The organism is Christiangramia lutea (genome assembly GCF_022489035.1).
GTDB classification, from domain to species: domain Bacteria; phylum Bacteroidota; class Bacteroidia; order Flavobacteriales; family Flavobacteriaceae; genus Christiangramia; species Christiangramia lutea.
Window position 1 is genome coordinate 1,080,283 of sequence record NZ_JAKVTV010000001.1, and the last position, 23,735, is coordinate 1,104,017.

Genomic DNA, 23,735 nt, shown 5'->3' on the forward strand with positions numbered 1-23,735 from the left:
ACCCGAATGCTAACAAGCTTTTTTAGCAAATCCAAACCTATCAACCTTTTGGTCATCATTCTCCTGATGAGTGTATTTTATATTGGGGTGAATTTTTCCAGCTGGGAAAATGGATTTACCTGGCTTGAATTCCTGGAAAAAATAGGAGTTTTGCTGGTTCTTATTTTTAGCCTTCTCGTACTCAATTTCATTGCTAAGAAAAATGAACTTACTAAGAGAAGTGCCTATAAAACCTTACTCTTTGCCATTTTTTGTATCTCTTTTTTTAGTCTGTTGAAGAATGAGTCGGTAATCATTGCTAACCTATGTGTGCTTTTAGGACTTCGACGAATTATTAGCTTGAAGTCACATATTTCAGTCAAGAAAAAGATCTTTGATGCTACTTTCTGGATAAGTATCGCCACCCTTTACCATTTCTGGTCTGTATTATTTCTCTTACTCGTCTTTTTCGCGATTCTGAATTTTTCTTCAGCGTTCAAGAACTGGTTGATCCCGATTGTGGGATTCTTTGCGGTGGTGTCACTAACTATATGTTTTCACTTGCTGGCATATGATCAATTCTATACATTTTCAAACTGGTTCCAGCTAAGTAATTTCGATTTTTCAAGATACGGAGACCTTAAAATTCTTATTCCTTTAAGCATATTTTTGAGTTTATTGATCTGGACACTTTTCCAGTATTTCGCGGCGATACAAAAGGCGAGTATAACCAGAAGGCCGGTTTTGAGCATGATATTATTCAGCCTGGCGATTTCAGCAGCAGTAGCGGTGTTTTCTCCAACCAAAAACGGGAGCGAACTTATATTCTTCTTCGTTCCTTTAAGTATTATAGCTTCAAATTATTTCGATAGCAAAAAGGATAAGATTTTTAAGGAAATTATTCTGGCCACCTTGATTTTAACCCCGGTAATTGTAGCTTTTTTCGTTTAGGGAGGGAATGTTTGCAGGCGGTTGAAGCCAAACTCTATTAAAAATAATATCTTTGCAGATGCTTTCGTTATTCAACGATTGCATGAATATCAAATACAATATTAGTAGAATATACCACATATGTTTTCAGATAAAGCCAATACCATTTTTAGAGAAGTCATTGAAAAATACCATGAAAAAGACAGCGTAGACCAGGAGTTTAAAAATCCTTATTCTGCTGAAAAAAACCTTATTGAACATCTTCTTTACAGGAAGTGTTGGATAGATACGGTGCAATGGCATTATGAAGATATCATCAGAGATCAAAATATTGATCCGGTAGCTGCGCTGGAACTGAAAAGAAAGATAGATGCATCTAACCAGGACCGTACAGACACAGTAGAATATATTGATAGTTATTTCCTTGAAAAATATAAAGATGTACAGCCAAATACAGATGCTACCATCAATTCAGAAAGCCCGGCCTGGGCAATAGACAGGCTGTCTATTCTTGCGTTGAAGATATTTCATATGGCTGAAGAAGCCAATCGCGAAGACGCTTCTCAGGAGCATCAAATGAAATGTAAGGCTAAACTGGATGTTTTGCTGGAACAGCGGGTAGACCTTTCTACAGCTATCAATCAGTTGCTTGAAGATATTGCGAAAGGCGAGAAGTACATGAAAGTTTATAAACAAATGAAGATGTATAATGATGATGAGCTAAACCCTGTTCTTAGAGGCAACAAGTAATTATGGATTATTCCGGCGACTCTTCTGCTGAAAAAAAAGGAAAAGGGAAGCATATACTTGTTATTCGCTTTTCAGCCATGGGCGATATTGCCATGATCGTCCCCGTGCTTAGTGTTCTGATTAAAAAATATCCTGAGCTTACCATTACCGTACTTACCCGGCAGTTCTTTGCCCCACTGTTCAGTCATTTACCCAACGTGAGGATTTATGAAGCCGATCTTAAAGGAGTTCATGAAGGTGTTCTGGGTCTGGGAACCTTAGCCCGTGAACTTCGTGAAGAAGAAATAGATGCGGTGGCCGATCTACATGATGTTTTAAGGACCAATGTGCTGAGGTCGCTCTTTTATTTTTACGGAATTCCTTTTAAGCAGATAGATAAAGGTCGTGGACAAAAGAAAGCTCTTACCCGGGAAAATAATAAAGAATTCAGACAACTCAAGTCAACACATCAACGTTATGCCGATGTATTTGAAGCTCTTGGCTATCCTATAGACCTTGCAGACTATGCAGCACCTCCCAGACGGGAATTATTGCCAAAAATATACGAAGTGGTTGGTAAACAGTCTCAGAAATGGCTTGGTGTAGCTCCCTTTGCACAACACGATTCTAAATGCTATCCAAAAGACCTGATGGAGGAGGTTCTAAATCAACTTTCGGAAAAAGGTAATATTAAGATCGTACTGTTTGGTGGAGGAGATGCCGAAAAAGAACAGCTGGAAGCCTGGGAAGAGAAATTTGAAAATTGCGTTAGCGTCGTGGGTAAACTTCGGTTTTCTGAAGAACTTAGCCTGATTTCCAATCTCGACGCCATGCTTTCCATGGATAGTGGAAATGCTCATTTAGCGGCGATTTTTGGGATTCCTGTAATTAGTATCTGGGGTGTAACCCATCCGTTTACAGGTTTCAAGGCTTTCAATCAGCCTATAGAAAATTGTATAATTCCAGACCTGGACAAATATCCAAAAATACCAACTTCAGTCTATGGGAATAAAGTTCCGGAGGGCTACGAAGATGTAATGCGCAGCATTCCCCCGGAAAAAGTTGTTGAAAAGGTATTAGAGATTCTCTAAAATTTAAACATCATCATAATCTACTTTGAGCGTAGGCGTTGTAGGATGTGCCTGGCAGGTTAGAACAAAACCTTCTTCGATCTCATCATCGGTAAGGATCTGGTTTTTGCTCATTTCTGCCTTTCCTTCGGTGATTCTGGCCATACAACTGCTGCAAATACCTCCCTGGCAGGAATAAGGAACATCAATATCCTGTTCCAGTGCAACATCCAGGACCACATCCTTTCTATCCATAGAAAAAGTGAATTCCTCATCGTCTACCACAATGGTTACGGCGGTAGAACCATCTGTATCACCTTCAATTTCCTTTTCTTCATCGGTAGTTGTAAATAGCTCGAAAAGGATCTGCTCCTTTTTAACGCCATTGGAAAATAATACTTCCGAAACATGGTTGATCATTTCTTCCGGTCCGCATAAATAGAATTTATCGAAAGGTTGATCCTTGAATTTATTTTTAACGATATAATTTACCGTACTGGTTTCTATACGTCCAAAATGAGCATTTTCTTCTCTGGTTCTGCTGTATATGAATTCGACAAAAAGCCGGTGCGGAAACTCTGCCTGTAATTCCAGAAGCTCCTTAAAGAAGATGGTGTCGTCTACAGATTTGTTTCCATAGGTAAGCACGAATTTGCTATGAGGCTCATCGCGCAGCACCGATTTAATTATAGAAAGCACCGGTGTAATTCCGCTTCCTGCTGCGAATGCAGCATAATTCTTTCTTTCAGACCCCGGTTGGAAGATAAATTTACCTTCTGGAGGATGAACTTCCAGAATGTCGCCTGCAACCAGCTTATTATTTGCAATTACAGAGAACTTTCCACCTTCTACTTCCTTAACCGTTACCTTGAACTCGTCTGAATTTGGAGCTGAACAAAGCGAATATGCTCTTCTTAATTCCTCACCGTCTTCGGCTTTAGTTTTTATGGTTATATACTGCCCGGCAGAAAAATCGAATTCCTGCTTAAGATTTTCAGGTATCTCAAAGGATAAACTTACCGCCTGGGATGTTTCACGGATTACTTCCTTTATTTTTAGCGGATAAAAATTGCTCATTATTTTTTATTTGTGGGCAAAAATACAAAGTATGACGGTTTTTAAAATGTAACAAAAGTTTAAATTTAGACACCAATTGAATAAATACGCCTTGTTATGTTCAGAAAGTTCCTCTGGTTAGAATGGAAATCTTTCCTTAGATCTGCTAGTTTTGGTAAAAGTCTTGGGCTTAAGATCCTCATGGCATTTCTGGCTCTTTATTTTTCAATAATGTTTCTTTCCCTTGGAATTGCCTTATTTCCACTATTGAAAGAACTATATCCGGAAAGAGATCCAGTGAGGATAGTGAACAGTTTTGCCCTGGTTTACCTTCTTTTTGAACTTATTTTCAGGTTTATGCTGCAAACACTGCCGGTAATGGACATAAAACCTCTGATGGTCCTGCCAATTCTAAGAAAGAAAGTGGTGAACTTCGTGCTCATAAAATCCTTGTTCTCTTATTATAATCTCTTACCACTACTTTTAATTGTTCCTTTTGGATTATACTGCATACTTCAGGAGGGATATTCAGCAAAAGGAATGACAGGGTGGATGATCGCCATGTATGCTTCCACATTGTGTATAAACTACCTGAACTTTATCATTAAAAAGAGGTTTACCGAAAATTTAAAAGCTTTGCTTCCGGTAGTGGCGATTGGTCTTATCCTTGCTTTACTGGATTATTTGAAAATTTTTGAGATCACAAATTATTTTGGGGAAGTACTAAATTATCTTATTCAGAATCCTTACCTAGCCATAGCGCCAATTGTAATTCTTATTCTCCTGTTTGTTTGGAACTATTATAATCTAAAAGGAAAGTTTTATTTGGATTCCGGTCTTAAAGGAAAAAGTAAGGCAGTAAACACCCGTGAATTTGGCTGGACCAGGAAATTTGGAAGCATAGCTCCTTTCCTTCAGCAGGATATCAAGCTTATTTGGAGAAATAAAAGGCCGAAAACCACGATCTATATGTCCCTTATTCTTTTGGGTTATGGTTTACTCTTCTATCCGAATGAAACATACCAGGGAATGCCTGCCTTCTTTGTTTTCGTAGGGATCTTTATAACAGGGATCTTTATGATCAATTTTGGGCAATTTGTACCGTCCTGGGATTCTTCTTATTACCAGATGATGATGGCGCAGAATATTCCCATGAAACAATACCTGGCTTCAAAACTTGGGCTTATCACTTTTAGTGTAGTGGTTTTATTTATTCTTTCCACACCTTATGTTTATTTTGGCTGGGATATCCTGGTGCTTAACCTGGCCTGTGCTTTATATAATATGGGGGTGAACGCTCCGTTGCTCATATTCGCAGGATCCTTCAATAAAAAAGCCATAGATCTTGATAAGAGTCCGTTTATGAATTACCAGGGAACTGGTGCATCGCAATGGCTTGTTGGCTTGCCGCTTTTACTTATTCCAATTTTCCTTTTCTGGATCATCAATAAGTTCATTAATTACGAAATAGCGATAGGTTTTCTAGCATTTATGGGTGTTCTGGGACTTATCTTAAGACCACATTTTTTATCATTCCTGGCCCAGAGATACCGCAGCAGGAAATACGTAATGATACAGGGATTCAAACAAAAAGGAGATTAAAATTTCAGAAAAAATGATCACAGCAACCAATCTTTCAAAATTATATAACGGAACAAAAGTTTTGGACATAGAACATCTTGATATTCCATCCGGTCAGAATTTTGGTCTTGTAGGTAATAATGGAGCAGGAAAAACCACATTTTTTAGTTTGCTATTGGACCTGATTCAGCCTACCACAGGAAATATTTTCAGTAAAGACATCACCGTAAGTGAGAGCGAAGACTGGAAACCTTTTACATCTTCCTTTATAGATGAAAGTTTCTTAATTGGCTACCTAACTCCGGAGGAATACTTTTACTTCATAGGGGAACTTCGTAACAGGAACCGGGCCGATATTGATGTGTTTCTTACTCAATTCGAGGATCTTTTCAATGGCGAGATCATTGGAAGAAAAAAATATCTTCGGGACCTTTCCAAAGGAAACCAGAAGAAGGTGGGGATCGTTGCTGCTTTGATAGGTGATCCTGAAGTAGTGATCCTGGATGAGCCCTTTGCCAACTTGGATCCTTCTACCCAGATAAGGCTGAAAAAACTTTTGAAGGAACTTTCTCAAATTTCCGGTACTACTGTTTTGATCTCCAGCCATGATCTTAGTCACGTTACCGAGGTGTGCGAACGTATTGTTGTCCTTGACAAAGGAGTGATTGTTAGGGATATGGAAACTTCTGAAGCTACACTTACAGAACTTGAGGAATATTTCTCTGCTGAGATTGCTGAAGGCTAGGAATTCTCTGTATTGGAGTTTAGAAAAAGAAGTTTACTTTTACATACTAAATCAGCTGTATCTAAGTTATTCATGATACCACAAAAGGTTCATTTTGAATAGGTTTACCCGTATTACTTTTTTTATACTGCTTTCGGCGGCAATTTTCAGCTGTTCCAGGAAGAAAGACACGTTTATCAATAGGAATTACCACGCCGTAACTGCAGAATATAACACGTTGTATAACGGTCAGGTGGCTTTCGATCAGGGCAGGGAAGAGATTAACCAGAATTATGCTGATAATTACTGGGATATACTTCCTTTAGAAAGGCTTGATGTTGATGATAAAATTCTACTTCCAGATAGTGTTCGTAATCAAAATTTCGGAAGGGCAGAGGAGAAAGCGGTAAAGGCCATTCAGAAACATTCCATGCAAATTGGAGGGAAGGAGAGAAATCCGCAGATCGACGAGGCTTATCTACTTCTTGGAAAGTCGAGGTATTTCGATCAAAGGTTTATTCCAGCGCTTGATGCTTTTAATTATATTCTGTACAGGTATCCTGCAAGCGATAATATTAATCACGCCAGGATCTGGAGGGAGAAGACGAATATCAGGTTAGGTAATGAAAAGCTCGCTATCAAGAACCTCAAAAAGATCCTGGATTCAGACAGATTGGACGATCAGGACCTGGCCGATGCCAGCGCCAGTCTTTCCCAGGCCTATATCAATCTGAATCAGCTCGACTCTGCGGTAGTGCCTTTATCCAATGCAGCCGATTTCACCGATGTAAATGCTGAAAAAGGACGCTATTACTACATCTTAGGACAACTCCATAATCGATTGGGGGATACCGCGATGGCTAATGTGGCTTTTGATGAGGTAATTGAGCTAAAAAGGAAATCTCCCCGAATTTATTATGTGAATGCATATGTTCAGAAAGCCAGGAACTTCGATTTTAATTCTGGTAACAACCAGTATCTCCTGGATTTGCTAACTGAACTGGAAGCGGATAGAGAAAACAGGCCATACCTGGATAAGATTTATTTTCAGCTGGGTGAGTATTACAACCGGCTTGATTCTACAAATATCGCCCTGGAATACTACAATAAATCTCTTAGGTCGCCTTCGAGTGATGTTTATCTGAAATCTATTAACTACGAGATCCTGGCAGGGATCGATTTCGATCGTGCAAATTACCAGGATGCCGGTAAGTATTTTGATAGTACTCTTACCTACATGTCGCCAGATCTTTTAGAATATAGAACAATCAAGAAAAAAAGAACAAATCTTGACGATGTAATTAAATATGAGAAGATCGCTGAAGAGACGGACAGTATTTTAAAACTTGCAGGTCTTTCCGAAGCTGAAAGACTGGCCTACTTTAAGGATTATACCGAAAATTTGAAAGCCAAAGCTCTGGAAAATATGGAAGCCGGTGAGCTGCCGGTTTACTCAGCAAGTATTGGTCCTCAAAATAATTTTCCAGGAGCCAATGTTCCACCGGCGGGAGAGGGAAATTCATTCTACTTTTATAATCCTTTACGGGTTTCCAGAGGCGCCCAGGAATTTCTCAGGACATGGGGAAGTAGAGAGTTGACAGACAACTGGAGATGGGGCTCAAAGGCTTTAAACCAGAGTTCGGTTAACGCTCAGGAAACCTTAATGGATATTAACCTTGATAATGATCCCAGGTATGATCCAATGACCTACATTAGCCAGATTCCTGGCGAGCAGACTGTTATTGACAGTATAGCTGAGGAGCGAAATTTTGCTTATTTCCAGTTGGGGGTTATTTATAATGAGAATTACCGTGAATATGATCTTGCCCAGAGGAGACTGGAATTCCTTTTAGATAATCAGCCTCAGGAGCGACTGGTCTTGCCTGCAAAATATAATCTTTATAACATCTATGGTGCCCAGGGAAATTTGACCGCACAGGAGCAGATCAAGAACGATATACTTCAGAATTATTCCGATTCAAGATACGCGGCATTTATTCGCGATCCGGGGAGTCTACAAAGGGATGAAAATAGTCCGGAAATTGTTTATAACAAGCTTTTTAAAAAGTATGAAGATCAGGAGTATCAGGAAGTGATAGAAAGATCTAATGAATATATATCGAATTTTACAGGAGATCCTATTGTTCCAAAATTCGAACTATTGAAAGCCCGTTCAGCTGCCAGGTTAATGGGAATAGGTGCCTACGAGCAGGCATTAAATCACGTAGCTGTCACCTATTCTCAAACTGAAGAGGGAAGAAAAGCTCAGGAAATTCTAAATACCAGTATTCCCGAATTGAAGAATCTGGAATTTGCCAGTGATAGTTTACAGTCCAGTTTTAAATTGATCTATCCAGTTGAAAATCCGTCAAGTGAAGATTCTGAAAAATTAAAAATGACAATTGAAAAAGCTTTGTCAGAATTAGACTACAATAAATTATCTGTTTCGATCGATGTTTATAACGTTGAACAGACATTTGTGGTAGTTCATGGAATATCCGATAGATCGCGATCTCTTGGCTTCCAGGAGTTATTACGTGAAAATAAAAACTATAAAATAGACCGGGTGGCCTTTGTTATGTCTGCAGAAAATTATAGAATTGTACAAATTAAGAAAACTTTAAGAAGTTATCTGGACAATTTCTAAAACCCTGCAATTATGTTCTCTGAGCCAAAAAAAAATAAGCCTGCATCCAGCCAAAATGAACAAAGTCGAATTTCTGCCGGAACCCTCATCACGGGAGATATTACGGGAAATGGTTGTTTCAGGATCGAAGGCACCCTCGAAGGTAAACTTAAGACTCCTGGTAAGGTAGTAATAAGTAAAGGTGGGTTAATTGATGGAACTCTTGAATGCGAAAATGCCGATATCGAAGGTAATTTTAAAGGAAAACTGATTGTTAAGGATATCCTTTCTTTAAGAGGTTCAGCAAAAATAGAAGGAGAAGTGATCACCGGAAAACTGGCTGTAGAGCCGGGTGCTGTTTTTAATGCGACCTGTGACATGAATGGAGGAGGGGTAAAACCTTTGAGTAAAGAAAATGAAAAAAGATCAGCGTAATAAATATTTAGGCTTCGTTAATATTGCCTTTCAAATGGGCCTTATTATCGCGGTTGGTGTATTTGTTGGTATTTGGCTTGATGGAAAATTCCCGAATAATTATTCGGCATATACCATCTCTCTATCCCTTTTGGGAGTTTTTATAGCTCTTTATCAGGTTTACCGTGCTGTAAAAGACTTGAACGAAGACGAATAAATGCAGGCAAAACTTAATCCCTTTCTTAAATCTTTTCTTCCATTTTCCCTGATTTTATTTGCCATCCAGTATGGAATGGTGAATTATATTTTTAAACTGGAGTTATATTATTCTACCCTGGCTATTTACGGCTTTCATGTATTAGCTACCTTCCTCATCTATTTATTTCTGGTATTTGTTCATAATTCATTTAGCGATAAGACGGGATTTGCCTTTATGGCTTGCAGCCTTCTGAAAATGCTCGCAGCAGTTCTATTCCTGTTACCATTGATGCTTAACGATGTAATGAAACCATTTCTGAATATTATCGCATTTTTTATCCCTTATTTTTTGTTCCTGATTTTTGAAACTGTTTATGCAGTAAAACTTATCAATACTAAATAAGTGGCTGTATTTCAGTAAAATCGTTAAAATTCCTGAAACCACTAAAAAATTATACAGGGGACTTTCAGATAAGAATTAAAAGTATACCTTTGCACGGAAATTTAGAGCCCATAATTTTTTAAGTAGAACAGGTACTATGACAGCACGGAAATCTTTAGTGATTAGCATGTACTTTGCATTAGCATTTGCTATTTTCCCTTTGTTTACCTTCGCTCAGGACCACGAGCAGGAACATAAGTCACTTCAGGAGGCTGAAGAAGAGTTTAACGCAACCGAGATGATCATGCACCATATTGGTGATTCTCACGGATGGCACTTTTTTGGAGAAGGAGATAGTTCTGTAACTCTTCCTTTACCTGTGATTCTTTATACAGACAACGGGCTGGTAACCTTTATGTCCAGTGAGTTTCACCACGATACCGAAGGGCATCATGTAGTGGAAAAGGACGGAATGCGTTTCGTAAATCTTCACGAAGATATTTACAGATTGGATGCTGGGGCAGAAGCTGTTGAGTTTGACGCAGAGCATCACCCCTTAAATGCGTCAAAACCCTGGGATTTATCTATCACCAAGAATGTGGCTGCCATGTTCTTAACAGTTATACTAATGTTACTTTTCTTTGGTGTTGGATTGGCAAGACATCATAAAAAGAATGAGCATGCGCCAAAAGGTTTCAATAATGTTCTTGAAACTCTGGTGATATTTGTAAGAGATGAGATCGCCATTCCACAGATTGGAGAGAAGAAATACATGAAATTCATGCCTTTCCTGTTAACGATATTTTTCTTCATCTGGATCACTAACCTTTTAGGTTTGCTTCCAGGTGCGGCTAACGTTACCGGGAATATCGCGGTTACCGTTTCCTTAGGTCTCTTCACGATGTTGATCATGATCTTTAACGGGAATAAAGATTTTTACAAGCATACCTTCTGGATGCCGGGTATTCCAACTTGGGTAAAGCCAATTCTAGCGGTTGTAGAAGGTTTAGGATTGCTTATTAAACCTGCTGCTCTTATGATTCGTTTGTTTGCGAATATCACTGCGGGTCACATTATCATCCTGAGTTTAATCGGGTTGATATTTATTTTAGAAAGTGCAGGCGTTGCCGGAATTTCGGTTCCATTCGCCTTATTCATAACAGTATTGGAATTGTTAGTAGCATTCCTTCAAGCGTTTATTTTTACGATTCTGTCTGCCCTGTTTATCGGGATGGCGGTTGAGGAACATGAACATCATTAATTTTAATTTTTAATTTTTTCAACTATGGAATTATTGTATGTAGGTCTTGCAGCTTTAGGAGCTGGACTAGCGGTTCTTGGAGCCGGAGTAGGTGTTGGTAAAATCGGTGGTTCTGCCATGGATGCTATCGCACGTCAGCCAGAAGCTTCTGGAAAAATCCAGACAGCTATGATTATTGCTGCTGCACTTGTAGAAGGTGTTGCTCTTTTTGGAGTGGTTGCCTCTTTATTAGGTGTATTAAGATAATTAATTTCAAAGAGTCCCTTTCGCAACGGTTGGTTGCGAAAGGACTTCTTTAAATGATGTTTCTAACTATTATTATTTAAAAATATGGATTTAATAACTCCCGAAATTGGCTTGTTCTTCTGGCAAACCATCGTGTTTTTAGTATTGCTTTTCCTTATGGCGAAATTTGCCTGGAAACCTATTCTTAGTTCAGTAAGAAACAGGGAACAGTCTATTAACGATGCATTGGCTTCAGCTGAAAATGCACGGAAGGAAATGCAGAACCTTAAGTCTGACAATGAGCAGCTAATGAAAGAAGCTCGTGCAGAAAGAGATGCAATCCTTAAAGAAGCCCGTGAGTTAAAAGAAAAAGTGATTACTGATGCTTCTGAAGAAGCTAAGGTAAAAGCTGATAAAATTGTTGCAGACGCAAAGAAAAGCATTGAGCTTGAAAAGCAATCTGCAATGGCTGAACTTAAGAATCATGTAGCTGAGCTTTCAGTGGAGATCGCTGAAAAAATAGTTCGTAAAGAACTTTCAGAGAAAAAGGAACAACACCAGATGATCGAAAAGATGATTGGTGATGCTAAGTTAAACTAAGTTATGAGAGGAACCAGAGCTGCACAACGTTATGCAAAGGCGATCCTTTCTCTTGCAAAGGATAAGAATTCAGCGGAAGCTGTAAATGAAGATATGCATTCAATATCAAAGACTGTTCTTAATAGTCCAGATCTTGAAAATATGCTTACCAGTCCAGTTGTAAAAGATAGTATTAAGAAAAGTGCCTTACTTGAGATATTCAAGGATCTTAATGCGGTTACCAAAGGTGCACTGGATATATTACTGGAGAACGGAAGGATCAACATCCTGCATGTGGTAGCCAGACAATATATTATTCAGTACAATGAAATGAATAATGTAAGGCAGGCGGTTGTTACTACTGCCATACCTTTAGATAAAGAACTTGAAGCTGTGATCCTGGCTAAGGTTAAGGAATTAACAGGTTCAGAAGCCAGTCTAAAAAGCATCGTTGATGAGAATATCATTGGTGGTTTTATTTTAAGGGTTGGGGATTTGCAATATGATGCAAGCGTATCTCGAAACCTTACCAGGCTTGAAAGAAAATTAAAAGACAACACATACGTTTCAAAAATTTAATTAAAACCGGTATGCCTCTGGTATACCATTTTATCTTGAATAATTATGGCAGAAGTAAATCCTGCTGAAGTATCAGCAATATTAAAACAACAATTATCAGGTTTTGAATCCAAGGCCTCTCTAGACGAAGTAGGTACCGTTCTAACCGTAGGTGACGGTATTGCTAATGTTTACGGACTGGCTAACGCTCAATATGGTGAATTGGTTCAGTTTGAAAGCGGTCTTGAAGGGATCGTACTTAACCTTGAAGAAGACAATATTGGGGTAGTACTTTTAGGACCTGCAAAGGAAATTAAAGAAGGTTCTACCGTAAAGAGAACTCAGCGTATTGCTTCTATCAATGTTGGTGAAGGAATTGTTGGGCGTGTGGTTGATACCTTAGGTGCTCCTATTGATGGAAAAGGTGCAATTGAAGGTGAGACATTCCAGATGCCACTTGAGCGTAAGGCTCCTGGGGTAATCTATCGTCAGCCGGTAACCGAACCACTTCAAACAGGTATTAAATCGATTGATGCGATGGTACCGGTAGGAAGAGGACAACGTGAGTTGGTGATTGGTGACCGTCAAACTGGTAAGACTACTGTTTGTATCGATACCATCCTTAACCAGAAAGAATTTTACGATGCTGGTGAGCCAGTATATTGTATATATGTAGCTATTGGTCAGAAAGCTTCTACTGTTGCAGCTATTGCTAAGACTTTAGAAGACAAAGGAGCTTTAGCTTATACTACTATCGTTGCTGCTAACGCATCAGATCCTGCTCCAATGCAGGTGTATGCTCCTTTCGCAGGTGCAGCCATCGGTGAGTACTTCAGAGATACAGGACGTCCTGCCTTGATCGTTTATGATGACCTTTCTAAGCAGGCGGTTGCTTATCGTGAGGTTTCCCTTTTACTTCGTCGTCCACCAGGACGTGAAGCATATCCTGGGGATGTATTCTTCCTTCACTCGAGACTTCTTGAGCGTGCAGCGAAGGTGATCGCCGATGATGAAATTGCAAAACAAATGAATGACCTTCCAGACAGTCTTAAAGATAAGGTGAAAGGTGGCGGATCACTTACCGCTCTTCCAATTATCGAGACTCAGGCAGGTGACGTTTCCGCATATATCCCAACAAACGTAATTTCGATTACAGATGGGCAGATCTTCTTAACTTCCGACTTATTTAACTCTGGTGTTCGTCCAGCGATCGACGTGGGTATCTCTGTATCTCGTGTAGGTGGATCGGCTCAGATTAAGTCTATGAAGAAGGTTGCTGGTACATTAAAACTTGACCAGGCTCAGTATCGTGAACTTGAAGCTTTTGCTAAGTTTGGATCTGACCTTGATGCTGCGACCATGAACGTAATTTCAAAAGGTAAGCGTAACGTGGAGATCCTTAAGCAGGGGCAAAACGATCCTTATCCGGTAGAAAACCAGATCGCGATCATCTATGCAGGTTCTAAGAACCTTCTTAGAGATGTGCCTGTAGATAAAATTAAGGAGTTTGAAAGAGATTACCTGGAATATCTTAATGCGAAGCATAGAGATACTTTAGATACGCTTAAAGCAGGAAAATTAACTGATGAAGTGATCGACACTTTAACTCAGGCTGCTAAAGAACTTTCATCTAAACACAAGAACTAGTATTGAGTACTTGGATTTGAGTATTCTCGGGTCGCAGTATTTGAATTGAAAATTATAAAGGTATTGAGTAGTTAATAGCTAACTGCTCAATACTCAATACTAAATAAAAATGGCAAACTTAAAAGAATTACGTAGCAGGATCACTTCGGTTTCCTCAACGATGCAGATTACCAGCGCCATGAAAATGGTATCGGCTTCTAAGTTGAGCAAGGCTCAGGATGCAATTACATCTATGAGGCCTTATGCTGAAAAACTGACCCAGTTGCTACAGGATTTAAGTGCTACTCTGGATGATGACTCTGGAAGCAAATTTGCTGAAGAGCGTGAGGTAAAAAAAGTACTTATCGTCGCTATATCTTCTAATAAAGGTCTGGCCGGTGCTTTTAATACCAATATCATCAAAAAGGTAAAAGCTAAAATCAAGGAAGATTATCAGGGAAAGGATGTTGCTCTTTATACTCTAGGTAAAAAGGGGAATGATATCCTTAAGAAGGATTATAATGTTCACAAGAACAATAATGCCATCTTCGACGAGCTTAGTTTTGAAAATGTTTCTGATATCGCTGAAGAGTTGATGCAGTTATTCCTTGACGGGAAATATGATAAAATAGAGATCGTATACAACCAGTTCAAGAATGCTGCGACTCAGTATGTGATGGATGAGCAGTTTTTACCTATCCAAAAATTCGAAAGTGAAGATAACAAACAGTTAGATTATATTTTTGAACCTTCTAAAATTGAAATCGTTAAGGATCTTATTCCTAAGTCTCTTAAAATGCAGCTTTTTAAAGCTTTAAGAGACTCTTTTGCGGCAGAGCACGGTGCACGTATGACGGCGATGCATAAAGCTACAGATAACGCCAAGGAGCTTAGAGATGATCTAAAACTTTCTTATAACAAAGCAAGACAGGCTTCTATTACTAACGAAATCCTTGAGATCGTTGGTGGAGCGGAAGCATTAAATGGTTAATACCAATATTATCCTATAGATCTGGGCCCTCAAATTTGAGGGCCTTTTTTATTTGGTACAGGTTTTGTTTTCTTAACTTCAAATCTTAAAACCGATCGTTATGATAAAATCTTTATTTTTCATGGTAGGATTGTTTACCCTTGTTCTATTCGCTTCCTGCGGAAGCAATAAAGGACTGCAGGAAAGATCACCTGCTCAATTCAACCAGGTTTACTATAGCTATAATTCAGATGGAATAGAATTGACCATTCCAGTGGCGTCTATTCAGGATGAACGAGTAAGCCTTGATGCTGTTTATTTTCACGGAATGAAGTCAGACCTGAACAAAAATGCCGAAAAGCCTAATCTTTATGTAGCTAATTTCCGCATGGGAAGTGGAGACATGGTCATGGATAAAGATCCGGCAAAAGAGTATGGGAATAAACCACCTCAAATGCCTGAGAAAAGTCCGTTTGATATAGACGAGGATGAGGCCATACTTGTTTTCACTCAGGACGATGAAATCAAATATTATAAGCTAACAGGAATTGTAGAAAAGGATTAAGGCTAAAGCTTTTATAATTCTTATTTATTCAGATATTTGTAAGAAACCAACCCGCTCCTGTTGAGTACTTTAAAAAGATTTTTCCAAGACACTCTTATTTACGGCTTTGCAACGGTATTCCCAAGACTTATGAACTTTGTTTTGGTGCCGTTGCATACCGATGTCTTGCCAGCCGAAGAGTATTCTGTAAATACTGTATTTTACGTTTGGGCAGCATTTTTCAATGTCTTGCTTACCTACGGGATGGAAACATCTTTTTTTAGGTTTTTCAGTAGGTCTAAGGAAAGCTCAAAAGTGTTTTCTACTGCCTTTATAGCCTTAACGGTCTCTACCGTTTTATTTGCTGTAGGGGTCTTCATATTTCAGGATCATTTAATTTCCCTGCTTGACTTGGATCCATTTTATTTCAGGTTACTCTTCAGTGTGATTGTTCTGGATACCCTGGTGGTTGTTCCCTTTGCTTATTTGAGAGCCACAGGTAGGCCAATTAAGTTTGCTGCGGTTAAAATCTTGAATATTCTTACCGTAGTTCTTCTGAATATTTACTTTCTGTGGATCGTTAGAAAATTTCCTCAATTTGCACCACAGATAGTGTTAGAAAACTATGGCCCTAAAGATATTGTAGGCTATATTTTTATCGCGAATCTGGCAGCAAGTGCCATTACTTTCTTAATTCTTCTTCCTTATTTTTTCAAAACAAAGATCGTTTTCGATTCCAAAGTCTTCGGGCAAATGTGGAAATATGGCTGGCCTATAATGGTAGCGGGGATCGCATTTGTGGTAAACGAGAACCTGGATAAATTGCTTATAAAGGATATGATCTCTGATGAGATCATGGGTGCTTATTCAGGTTGCTATAAGCTCGCGGTTTTTATGACCATTTTCGTGCAGGCATTTAAAATGGGTGCAGAACCGTTCTTTTTTAATCATGCAGATAAGGACAACGCGAAGGAAACCTATGCTGATATTTTAAAATATTTTGTGATTTCTGGAACTTTGATTTTCCTGGTTCTAGTTTGCTTTATCGATTTCTTCAAAAACCTGGTCATTAGGGATCCGGAATACTGGATGGCCATAAGTATAGTCCCGATAATACTTCTGGCTAATTTATTTCTCGGTATTTACCATAACCTTTCTGTTTGGTATAAATTGACAGACAGGACCCGCACAGGAATGTATATATCGATCTTCGGTGCGGTAATTACAATTGTTCTCAACTTCGCTTTGATCCCGGTTCTGGGATTCATAGCCGCGGCTTGGGCAACCCTTTGTGCTTATGGAGGAATGATGCTGGTTTCATATTTTCTTGGTAAGAAATATTATCCGGTACCTTACGATATTAAAAGTATTGTTGGCTATATTTTGCTGGCCGTGTTCATTGCTGCTATTTCGTTCTATATGTTCCCGGGAAATTATTTCGTGGGGATTGCGTTATTATTACTATTTATCGGGATAGTCTATTTTTCTGAAAAAGATCAAATTCTCAAAATCATACAATCTTAGATATGCAAGTTAAAGTCATCAATAAGTCGGCACATAAATTGCCGCATTACGAAACAGCTTTTTCAGCCGGTATGGATCTTCGTGCAAATATTGAAGAACCAATTACTCTAAAACCGTTGGAAAGAGCTATAGTAAAAACTGGTCTTTTCATGGAACTACCTTTGGGCTTTGAAGCACAGGTTAGACCAAGAAGTGGTTTGGCTGCGAAAAAAGGGATCACTGTGTTGAATTCTCCTGGAACAATTGATGCAGATTATCGTGGGGAGATAGGTGTGATCCTCGTAAATTTGTCGAATGACGAATTCGTGGTCAATAATGGTGAAAGAATCGCCCAGATGGTGATCGCAAAACATGAACAAATATCCTGGGAAGAAGTGGAAGTTCTCGCCGAAACATCGAGAGGTGAAGGAGGCTTCGGAAGTACCGGGCACAAATAATAATAATTTAAAAAATTGAAATGAAAATTATCGTACCAATGGCAGGCCGTGGTTCACGTCTGCGTCCACATACTTTAACCGTACCAAAACCGTTAATTCCTATAGCTGGAAAACCTATCGTACATAGATTGGTGGAAGATATCGCTAAAGTCCTGGATGAAAAAATCGATGAAGTTGCTTTTATCATAGGTGAAGATTTTGGAGAGAAGGTAGAACAGGATCTTATGAAGATCGCCAATAGCCTGGGGGCTAAAGGCACTATATATTACCAGGATAAACCTCTTGGAACCGGTCATGCGATCATGTGCGCCAAGGAGTCACTTAGTGGTCCTGCGGTAGTGGCTTATGCCGACACACTTTTCAAGGCAGATTTTAACCTGGATAAATCGGCAGATGCGGTGATGTGGGTGAAAAAGGTGGAAAATCCTTCAGCTTACGGAGTAGTGCAGCTTAATGATAACAATGAGATTACCGATCTTGTTGAGAAACCTGAGGAATTTGTTTCAGATCTTGCGGTTATTGGGATATACTATTTCAAAGATGTTGAAGTACTTAAAAATGAACTTCAAAATGTTCTTGATGCTAAGCTTACCCGTGGTGGAGAATACCAGATCAATGACGGGATCGAAGCCATGCGTAAGAACGGGTTAAGATTCGTTCCTGGAAAGGTAGATGAATGGATGGATTGCGGAAACAAGAATGTGACCGTAGAGACCAATGGTAGAATGCTCAATTTTCTGCATCAGGATGGTGAGAACCTTATCTCAGATTCTGTGAAGATCAGGGATTCTGAAATTACGGAGCCATGCTATATTGGAGAGAATGTTGAGTTAATAAATGCAAAAATAGGACCAAACGTTTCCATTGGTGACGGGACTAAAGTTGAGAACTCAACTATTAAGAATAGTTTGATACAAACTTTTGCTGATGTAAAAAATGCGAAATTAGATAACGCAATGATTGGGAATCATGCTAAATTTGATGGTGAATTCACTCAAATTAGTATCGGTGACTATTCAGTTTTAGAAAAATAAAATGAAAAACCTGCTTATCATCCTGATAATAGCCCTTCTGGCGGTTCCTGTTAGATCACAGGAGTTGCCTCAGCCATTTCAGGATGTTAACCAGGACGATCTTGGAAACGTTAGCGACGAATTCCAGGAACACTTTTTTGAAGCCTTAAAACAAAAAGGCATAGAGAACTATGAAAAGGCTATTGTTGCCTTAGAGAAATGCCTTGAACTTAATTCAGAAAAGGCGGTGGTCTATTTCGAATTAGGCAAAAATTATCGGGAACTTGAGCAGTTCGGCCATGCTATCGAAAATTTAAAAAAGGCTCAGAACCTTGAGCCAAAGGAAACCTCTATCCTGGTTTATCTTTTTCAGACCTATGGAATGACCGAGGATTACGAGGGTGCAATTTCAACGGTGAAAAAGTTGATTCCGCTTGACGAAGGATATAAAGAAGATCTTGCCAACCTTTATTTTTTGAACGAAGATTACGATCAGGCTTTAAGCTTGTTAGACGAGCTCGACAAGGATTTGGGAACCAGCACTTACAGGAACTCCCTGAGGCGACAGGTCTTTGCACGTACCAATAATACCGGGGCACAGATCAGTAATCTTCAGGAAAGCATTTCAGATAATCCAGATGTAGAGCAGAATTACCTAAACCTGATCTATATTTATAGCGAACAGGGAGAGCAGGAAGAGGCATTCAAAGTGGCTCAGGAGCTTTTAAAGACAAATCCCGGATCTGCACTGGCTCACCTGGCACTTTACAAGTTTTATTTGAACAAGGACAATACAGAGGCTGCTATAGCTTCCATGAAAATAGTCTTTGAAAGTGAGGAAATAGATGCTGAATCTAAATTTAAGGTCCTGAATGATTTTCTGAATTTTGTTCAGGAAAACCCTAGATACGAAGATGACCTCATCGAGGTTGCCGGGCAGTTGACCGAATGGGAGGACGCTCCAAAACTTTACGAACAGCTTGGGAGATATTATTTAAAAAAAGATAATCGTGAAGATGCCCTTCAGTTTTTTGAATTAGGTTTAGAAGAAAATCCTGAAAATTTTGAATTGATACGAAACACTTTGTTACTTCAACTGGAGTTTCAGAAATTTGAATCGGCTAGAGATCTAAGTGAGGATGCCCTGGAAAGTTTTCCATCGCAGCCCATGCTTTATCTTTTTCAAGCGGTAGCTCTTAATAATCTTAACGATTATGAAGCTGCGGAAGAGAGCCTGAAATATGGACTGGATTATCTTATAGATGATAAGAGACTGGAGTTCGATTTCTATACTCAACTGGCCATTAGCTATAATGGTATGAATAATGTAGATAAAGCTAATGAGTATCGCCGGAAGGCAGAAAATTTGAAAAAAGAGATAAACTGATGATGAAGAAAATTCTTGCCCTTATTTTGCTTTCCACTTTTGTTATTTCCTGTGGTAGCAGAAAAAATACAGGAAAAATAGCAACCCGTAATGCTGAAGCCGTTTCGGTGATAAAAAAACATTATTCTACCGAAACTCAATTCAATACTGTTTCCGGGAAATTACGTGCGGTTTACCAGGATGAGGAGAAGACACAATCGGTAAATTTGAGCTTCAGAATGGAAAAGGACAAGGCCATTTGGATGAGCGCTAGCATTCTCGGCTTTCCGGTAGCAAAAGCTTATATCACCCCAACCAGCGTAAGTTATTACGAAAAGGTTTCACAAACTTATTTTCAGGGAGATTTCAGCCTTGTAAGCGAATTTCTTGGTACACCACTGGATTTTAAGAAACTTCAAAATCTACTTATTGGTCAGGCTATTTATGATCTAAGGGACGAAGATTATGATTTTGAACAATCTCCACGTGGATTTCAATTCGTGAAGGATGATATGATTTTGATGAAAAAAATGTTCCTGCTTAACCCTGAAAGTTACAAGGCGGAAGCACAACAATTGGTTCAGGAGAAAAATAACCGCGGATTAACGGTGACTTACCAGGATTATCAAAAAGTAAACGGTTTGGAATTTCCTGAAAGTATCAGGATTGTTGCCAATGAAGGCAGTAATAGTACCAATATAGATCTAACCTACAGGTCTATTAGTTTTAATGAAGAAGTAAGTTTCCCATTCGACATCCCGTCAGGTTATGAAGAAATCAGCTTAAAATGATCGGAATAAATTACCCCAGAATTCTACTGTTTTTATTCGTTTTTGGTCTTGGTTTCAGCCAAGGGTATGCGCAAACCAAAGAGGAGCTTGAGAAAAGGAGAATTGAGCTAAGAAATGAGATCAGCAGGATCAATGAATTAAGAATATCTAATCAAAAGAAAGAACGTTCAGTGCTGGGCCAGGTTGAAGATCTTAATCAACAAATTAAAAGTACTGAAGATCTTATCAAATTAACCAATCAGCAGGCGAATCTGCTTAACAGGGAAATAAATACCAATACCCAGAAAATTGGGAAATTAAGAAAGGAACTGGAAGAGCTTAAAGAAGATTACGCCAGGATGGTGGAAAAATCTTATAAAAGTAAGTCTCAGCAGAGCAGGATCATGTTCCTGCTTTCTTCCAAGAACTTTCTTCAGGCTTACAAGCGACTTCAGTATATGAAACAATATACCAATTACAGGAAGCAGCAGGGTGAAGAAATAAAAGCCAATACCAGGGAATTGCAAAAACTTAATGCTAGCCTGGTTCAGCAAAAAGAACAAAAGAACAAGCTTATTGCTGAAAACCGTAAAACCAGGGCTGAACTGGAAAAGAACAGGAAATCTCAGCAGAATCTGATGGCAAACATTAGACAGAAAGAAGGCCAGTTCGCTTCCCAGATCAAACAAAAGCAAAATGAGATCGATGAGATAGACCGGGCGATAGATAAGATGATTAGGGAATCTATTGCTGCAGCCAATAAAGAAAGCGGTTCTACATCCAGAAGTACCTATAAACTTACACCAGCAGCAAAAGCCCTCGCCGCCGATTTCAATAATAACAAAGGTAAACTACCATGGCCTGTTAAATCTGGGGTGGTAACCATGAAGTTCGGGAAACAGCCACACCCGGTTGTTAAATCTGTGATGGTGAACAATAATGGAGTTAGGATAGATACCGATAAAGGTGGGAAGGCAAGAGCTGTTTTTAACGGAACCGTTAGTGAAGTTCAAGCTGTAAAAGGTGCCAACCAGGCGGTAATGGTGAGGCATGGTGATTATATTACTATTTATAATAACCTTGAAAGAGTGTATGTAAAAAGAGGAGAAAAGGTCACTACCGAACAGGAGCTGGGAGAGGTTGCCACCAGCAGGACTACCGGGAAAACTACGCTACACTTTTTACTTTATAAGAATGACCAGAAAATGGATCCCGCAGTCTGGATCTACAGAATGTAATTGTTTTTCACAAGGTTTTTGAGGTAAATTTTATACTTTTAGGTTGACTCCATGAATGATCGACCATGAGAAAAAACCTCCTGTTTATTTGCCTGCTGGCCCTCTGTTCCTGTGATGAAGTTCTTATCGAGGAGAACCGCAGAATCGAAGTGAAGGGAACCCTTAGATCAGTAGAAAATGAACCGCTAACTGGTTTTAATATCTTCGCTGCAGGTAGCCGGAACGGCGATTTAAGTATGAATACAGATAAGATTTTAGGAAGAGGAACTTCAAATAATAATGGTTCATTTGAATTCATTTCTTTGGATACTTATTCTCACGGTTTTGTACTTGCTATCAACCCTGTTGAAATTGAAAATTCTGAAAATCATGCTTCGGCTTATTTTTATGACGCGACGGGCGACCACTCCAGTAATTATGACCTGGGGGAATTTAGGCTTCCGAGAAAAATAGACTTTCAATTGGACATCAGGAATGTCTCCGGTACTTCAGATACCCTAAGGTATGTAATGGATTTTCAAAGGCCGGTATTGAGGTATATCTATCAGAATGGAGGTTTCGTGGAGAATGATGAAGGGAACAACTATATTTCTATTCGGCAGCACACTTCTGAAAGCGATCCTGTTTCTGTGAACCTTCAGCTATTAGAGGCCTCCGAATTCGAATTTGCCTACAGGATTGGGGACAGTCCGCTTCAGGAAGTTTCTATTTCTGTAGATTCTGAAAATAACTCATATGAACTTGAATACTAAACTGGTTATCTTTCTTTTTTTATTCACGGGAATTCTTTCAGCTCAGGAAGAGGAAAAAATTAATGCAAATCAATATACTGAAGACCCCGAAACAGTCTTTTTTAATGTTGAACTATTCTACCCGGTAAGTATTGGCAATTCGGTATATTCAGAATATGATTTTGATCCCGGCTATGCCATAGACTTTAACTGGTTTTTTAAACCGGAATTAACCCTGGGGGTAAGGTTCGCCGTTCATAGAGGTTACCCGAAAAATATTTCTGAAACAGGAAATATAGATCGGGGCGCTTTTCATTTAATCGGAATCGATTTCGGGTACTATAAAGCCTTCAATAGAAAATGGAATTTGAGTTCCAGGTTGGGAATCGGACTTAATTCAGCAGTCTATGTCGCTCCTGAAGATAAATTCAGCGAAGAGGGGGGAAAAGTATGGGTACATGCTGAGATCGCCCATAGATTAGATAAGACGATAGCTTTCTTTTTCAAGACCGGGATAGATCATGACTTCTGGGATATTGAAACTTCTGACGCTAAAAATTCATATTTCAACAACCATTTCCTTTTAAATGCAGGAATTGGTTTTCGTATAAACCTTCAGAATCCGGGAGGATAATTAATTCTCAAAAAGAGCTTTAAGTTCGGTTGCCTCATCTGGCTTCATCTTTCCGGCAAGAACAAGGCTAAGCTGTTTTCTCCTTAAAGCAGCTTCAAAACGTTCTTTTTCGAGATCGGTTTCAGGTTCTAGTGGTGGGATTTGTATTGGGGTTCCGGTTTCATCTACAGCTACAAAGGTGTAAATAGCTTCATTTGCCTTACTTCTGCGACCACTTTCACGGTCTTCAACCCAAACATCTATGAATATCTCCATAGAGCTCTTAAAAGCTCTTGAAACGGCAGCCTCAACTGTTACTACACTTCCTAAAGGAATTGCTTTATTAAAGGCGACATGATTTACGGAAGCGGTAACAACGATTCTTCTGCTATGTCTTCTGGCAGCAATACTCGCTGCACGATCCATACGCGCAAGTAATTCCCCTCCAAACAAGTTGTTTAGCGGATTGGTTTCGCTTGGTAAAACAAGGTCGGTTAAGGTTGTACGCGATTCGCTGGGTAATTTAGCCTCCATAAATATTTTTGTGCAAAAATAAGGAGGATTTGGGTGGTATCGCCGTTAAGAAAGTAT

General features: G+C 39.2%; 26 protein-coding genes. 24 read left to right on the top strand and 2 right to left on the bottom strand.

The window, feature by feature from the left end:
- Nucleotides 1–6 precede the first annotated feature (6 nt).
- From ML462_RS04910 to ML462_RS04920, 3 genes are all read left to right on the top strand, one after another.
- Nucleotides 7–930 carry a DUF6427 family protein gene (locus tag ML462_RS04910; protein ID WP_240712633.1) on the top strand — a complete coding sequence of 308 codons (924 nt, stop codon included), beginning with the start codon at nt 7–9 and terminating at the stop codon, nt 928–930.
- 120 nt (nt 931–1,050) lie between these two features.
- Entirely contained in the window at nt 1,051–1,659 is a 609-nt protein-coding gene (locus ML462_RS04915; RefSeq protein ID WP_240712634.1) for a DUF4254 domain-containing protein, read from the top strand.
- Between the two features lie 2 nt (nt 1,660–1,661).
- Nucleotides 1,662–2,729: a glycosyltransferase family 9 protein gene (locus tag ML462_RS04920; RefSeq protein WP_240712635.1), complete on the top strand. Its 1,068-nt coding sequence runs from the start codon at nt 1,662–1,664 to the stop codon at nt 2,727–2,729.
- A gap of 3 nt (nt 2,730–2,732) precedes the next feature.
- On the opposite strand, the gene ML462_RS04925 is transcribed toward ML462_RS04920, so the two are convergent.
- Complete coding sequence (locus tag ML462_RS04925; RefSeq protein ID WP_240712636.1) at nt 2,733–3,785, bottom strand: ferredoxin--NADP reductase; 1,053 nt, start codon at nt 3,783–3,785, stop codon at nt 2,733–2,735.
- Nucleotides 3,786–3,881: 96 nt separating this feature from the next.
- Between ML462_RS04925 and ML462_RS04930 the strand changes: the two genes are divergently transcribed.
- The 21 genes from ML462_RS04930 to ML462_RS05030 all read left to right on the top strand — a co-directional run bounded on the left by ML462_RS04930 (nt 3,882) and on the right by ML462_RS05030 (nt 23,165).
- Nucleotides 3,882–5,366: a DUF5687 family protein gene (locus ML462_RS04930; RefSeq protein ID WP_240712637.1), complete on the top strand. Its 1,485-nt coding sequence runs from the start codon at nt 3,882–3,884 to the stop codon at nt 5,364–5,366.
- Between the two features lie 13 nt (nt 5,367–5,379).
- Nucleotides 5,380–6,090, top strand: a complete 711-nt coding sequence (locus tag ML462_RS04935; RefSeq protein WP_240712638.1) for an ABC transporter ATP-binding protein — start codon at nt 5,380–5,382, stop codon at nt 6,088–6,090.
- A gap of 94 nt (nt 6,091–6,184) precedes the next feature.
- Nucleotides 6,185–8,716, top strand: coding sequence for a type IX secretion system periplasmic lipoprotein PorW/SprE (gene porW, locus ML462_RS04940; protein WP_240712639.1), 2,532 nt, complete (start codon nt 6,185–6,187; stop codon nt 8,714–8,716).
- 12 nt (nt 8,717–8,728) lie between these two features.
- A complete protein-coding gene (locus ML462_RS04945) occupies nt 8,729–9,130 on the top strand; it encodes a bactofilin family protein (protein ID WP_240712640.1) in 402 nt (133 codons plus the stop codon).
- Entirely contained in the window at nt 9,111–9,326 is a 216-nt protein-coding gene (locus ML462_RS04950) for an AtpZ/AtpI family protein (RefSeq protein ID WP_240712641.1), read from the top strand. Before ML462_RS04945 ends, ML462_RS04950 begins: the two co-directional genes overlap by 20 nt.
- On the top strand, nt 9,327–9,710 hold the full coding sequence (locus ML462_RS04955; protein WP_240712642.1) for a hypothetical protein: 384 nt from the start codon (nt 9,327–9,329) through the stop codon (nt 9,708–9,710).
- A gap of 136 nt (nt 9,711–9,846) precedes the next feature.
- Nucleotides 9,847–10,950: a F0F1 ATP synthase subunit A gene (gene atpB, locus ML462_RS04960; protein ID WP_240712643.1), complete on the top strand. Its 1,104-nt coding sequence runs from the start codon at nt 9,847–9,849 to the stop codon at nt 10,948–10,950.
- A gap of 24 nt (nt 10,951–10,974) precedes the next feature.
- Nucleotides 10,975–11,196: an ATP synthase F0 subunit C gene (gene atpE / locus ML462_RS04965; protein WP_011711113.1), complete on the top strand. Its 222-nt coding sequence runs from the start codon at nt 10,975–10,977 to the stop codon at nt 11,194–11,196.
- Nucleotides 11,197–11,280: 84 nt separating this feature from the next.
- Nucleotides 11,281–11,775, top strand: coding sequence for a F0F1 ATP synthase subunit B (locus ML462_RS04970; protein ID WP_240712644.1), 495 nt, complete (start codon nt 11,281–11,283; stop codon nt 11,773–11,775).
- 3 nt (nt 11,776–11,778) lie between these two features.
- A complete protein-coding gene (gene atpH, locus ML462_RS04975) occupies nt 11,779–12,333 on the top strand; it encodes an ATP synthase F1 subunit delta (RefSeq protein WP_240712645.1) in 555 nt (184 codons plus the stop codon).
- Nucleotides 12,334–12,378: 45 nt separating this feature from the next.
- Nucleotides 12,379–13,959: a F0F1 ATP synthase subunit alpha gene (gene atpA, locus ML462_RS04980; protein ID WP_240712646.1), complete on the top strand. Its 1,581-nt coding sequence runs from the start codon at nt 12,379–12,381 to the stop codon at nt 13,957–13,959.
- 109 nt (nt 13,960–14,068) lie between these two features.
- On the top strand, nt 14,069–14,929 hold the full coding sequence (gene atpG / locus ML462_RS04985) for an ATP synthase F1 subunit gamma (RefSeq protein ID WP_240712647.1): 861 nt from the start codon (nt 14,069–14,071) through the stop codon (nt 14,927–14,929).
- Between the two features lie 100 nt (nt 14,930–15,029).
- Entirely contained in the window at nt 15,030–15,473 is a 444-nt protein-coding gene (locus ML462_RS04990; RefSeq protein WP_240712648.1) for a hypothetical protein, read from the top strand.
- Between the two features lie 60 nt (nt 15,474–15,533).
- Nucleotides 15,534–16,976 (top strand): oligosaccharide flippase family protein, encoded by a 1,443-nt coding sequence (locus tag ML462_RS04995; protein ID WP_240712649.1) that lies wholly within the window; start codon nt 15,534–15,536, stop codon nt 16,974–16,976.
- Between the two features lie 2 nt (nt 16,977–16,978).
- Nucleotides 16,979–17,413: a dUTP diphosphatase gene (gene dut / locus ML462_RS05000; RefSeq protein WP_240712650.1), complete on the top strand. Its 435-nt coding sequence runs from the start codon at nt 16,979–16,981 to the stop codon at nt 17,411–17,413.
- A 20-nt stretch (nt 17,414–17,433) separates the two neighbouring features.
- On the top strand, nt 17,434–18,447 hold the full coding sequence (locus ML462_RS05005; RefSeq protein ID WP_240712651.1) for a sugar phosphate nucleotidyltransferase: 1,014 nt from the start codon (nt 17,434–17,436) through the stop codon (nt 18,445–18,447).
- A 1-nt stretch (nt 18,448) separates the two neighbouring features.
- Entirely contained in the window at nt 18,449–19,813 is a 1,365-nt protein-coding gene (locus ML462_RS05010) for a tetratricopeptide repeat protein (RefSeq protein ID WP_240712652.1), read from the top strand.
- Nucleotides 19,813–20,583, top strand: coding sequence for a lipoprotein insertase outer membrane protein LolB1 (lolB1, locus tag ML462_RS05015; RefSeq protein ID WP_240712653.1), 771 nt, complete (start codon nt 19,813–19,815; stop codon nt 20,581–20,583). The genes ML462_RS05010 and lolB1 overlap by 1 nt, the downstream gene beginning before the upstream one ends.
- Entirely contained in the window at nt 20,580–21,800 is a 1,221-nt protein-coding gene (locus ML462_RS05020; protein ID WP_240712654.1) for a murein hydrolase activator EnvC family protein, read from the top strand. The genes lolB1 and ML462_RS05020 overlap by 4 nt, the downstream gene beginning before the upstream one ends.
- Before the next feature lie 65 nt (nt 21,801–21,865).
- Nucleotides 21,866–22,552: a hypothetical protein gene (locus ML462_RS05025; protein ID WP_240712655.1), complete on the top strand. Its 687-nt coding sequence runs from the start codon at nt 21,866–21,868 to the stop codon at nt 22,550–22,552.
- Nucleotides 22,536–23,165: a hypothetical protein gene (locus ML462_RS05030; protein WP_240712656.1), complete on the top strand. Its 630-nt coding sequence runs from the start codon at nt 22,536–22,538 to the stop codon at nt 23,163–23,165. The genes ML462_RS05025 and ML462_RS05030 overlap by 17 nt, the downstream gene beginning before the upstream one ends.
- Here ML462_RS05030 and ML462_RS05035 read toward each other — a convergent pair whose 3' ends face one another.
- Nucleotides 23,166–23,678: an acyl-CoA thioesterase gene (locus tag ML462_RS05035; RefSeq protein ID WP_240712657.1), complete on the bottom strand. Its 513-nt coding sequence runs from the start codon at nt 23,676–23,678 to the stop codon at nt 23,166–23,168. It lies immediately after the preceding gene.
- Nucleotides 23,679–23,735: the final 57 nt, after the last annotated feature.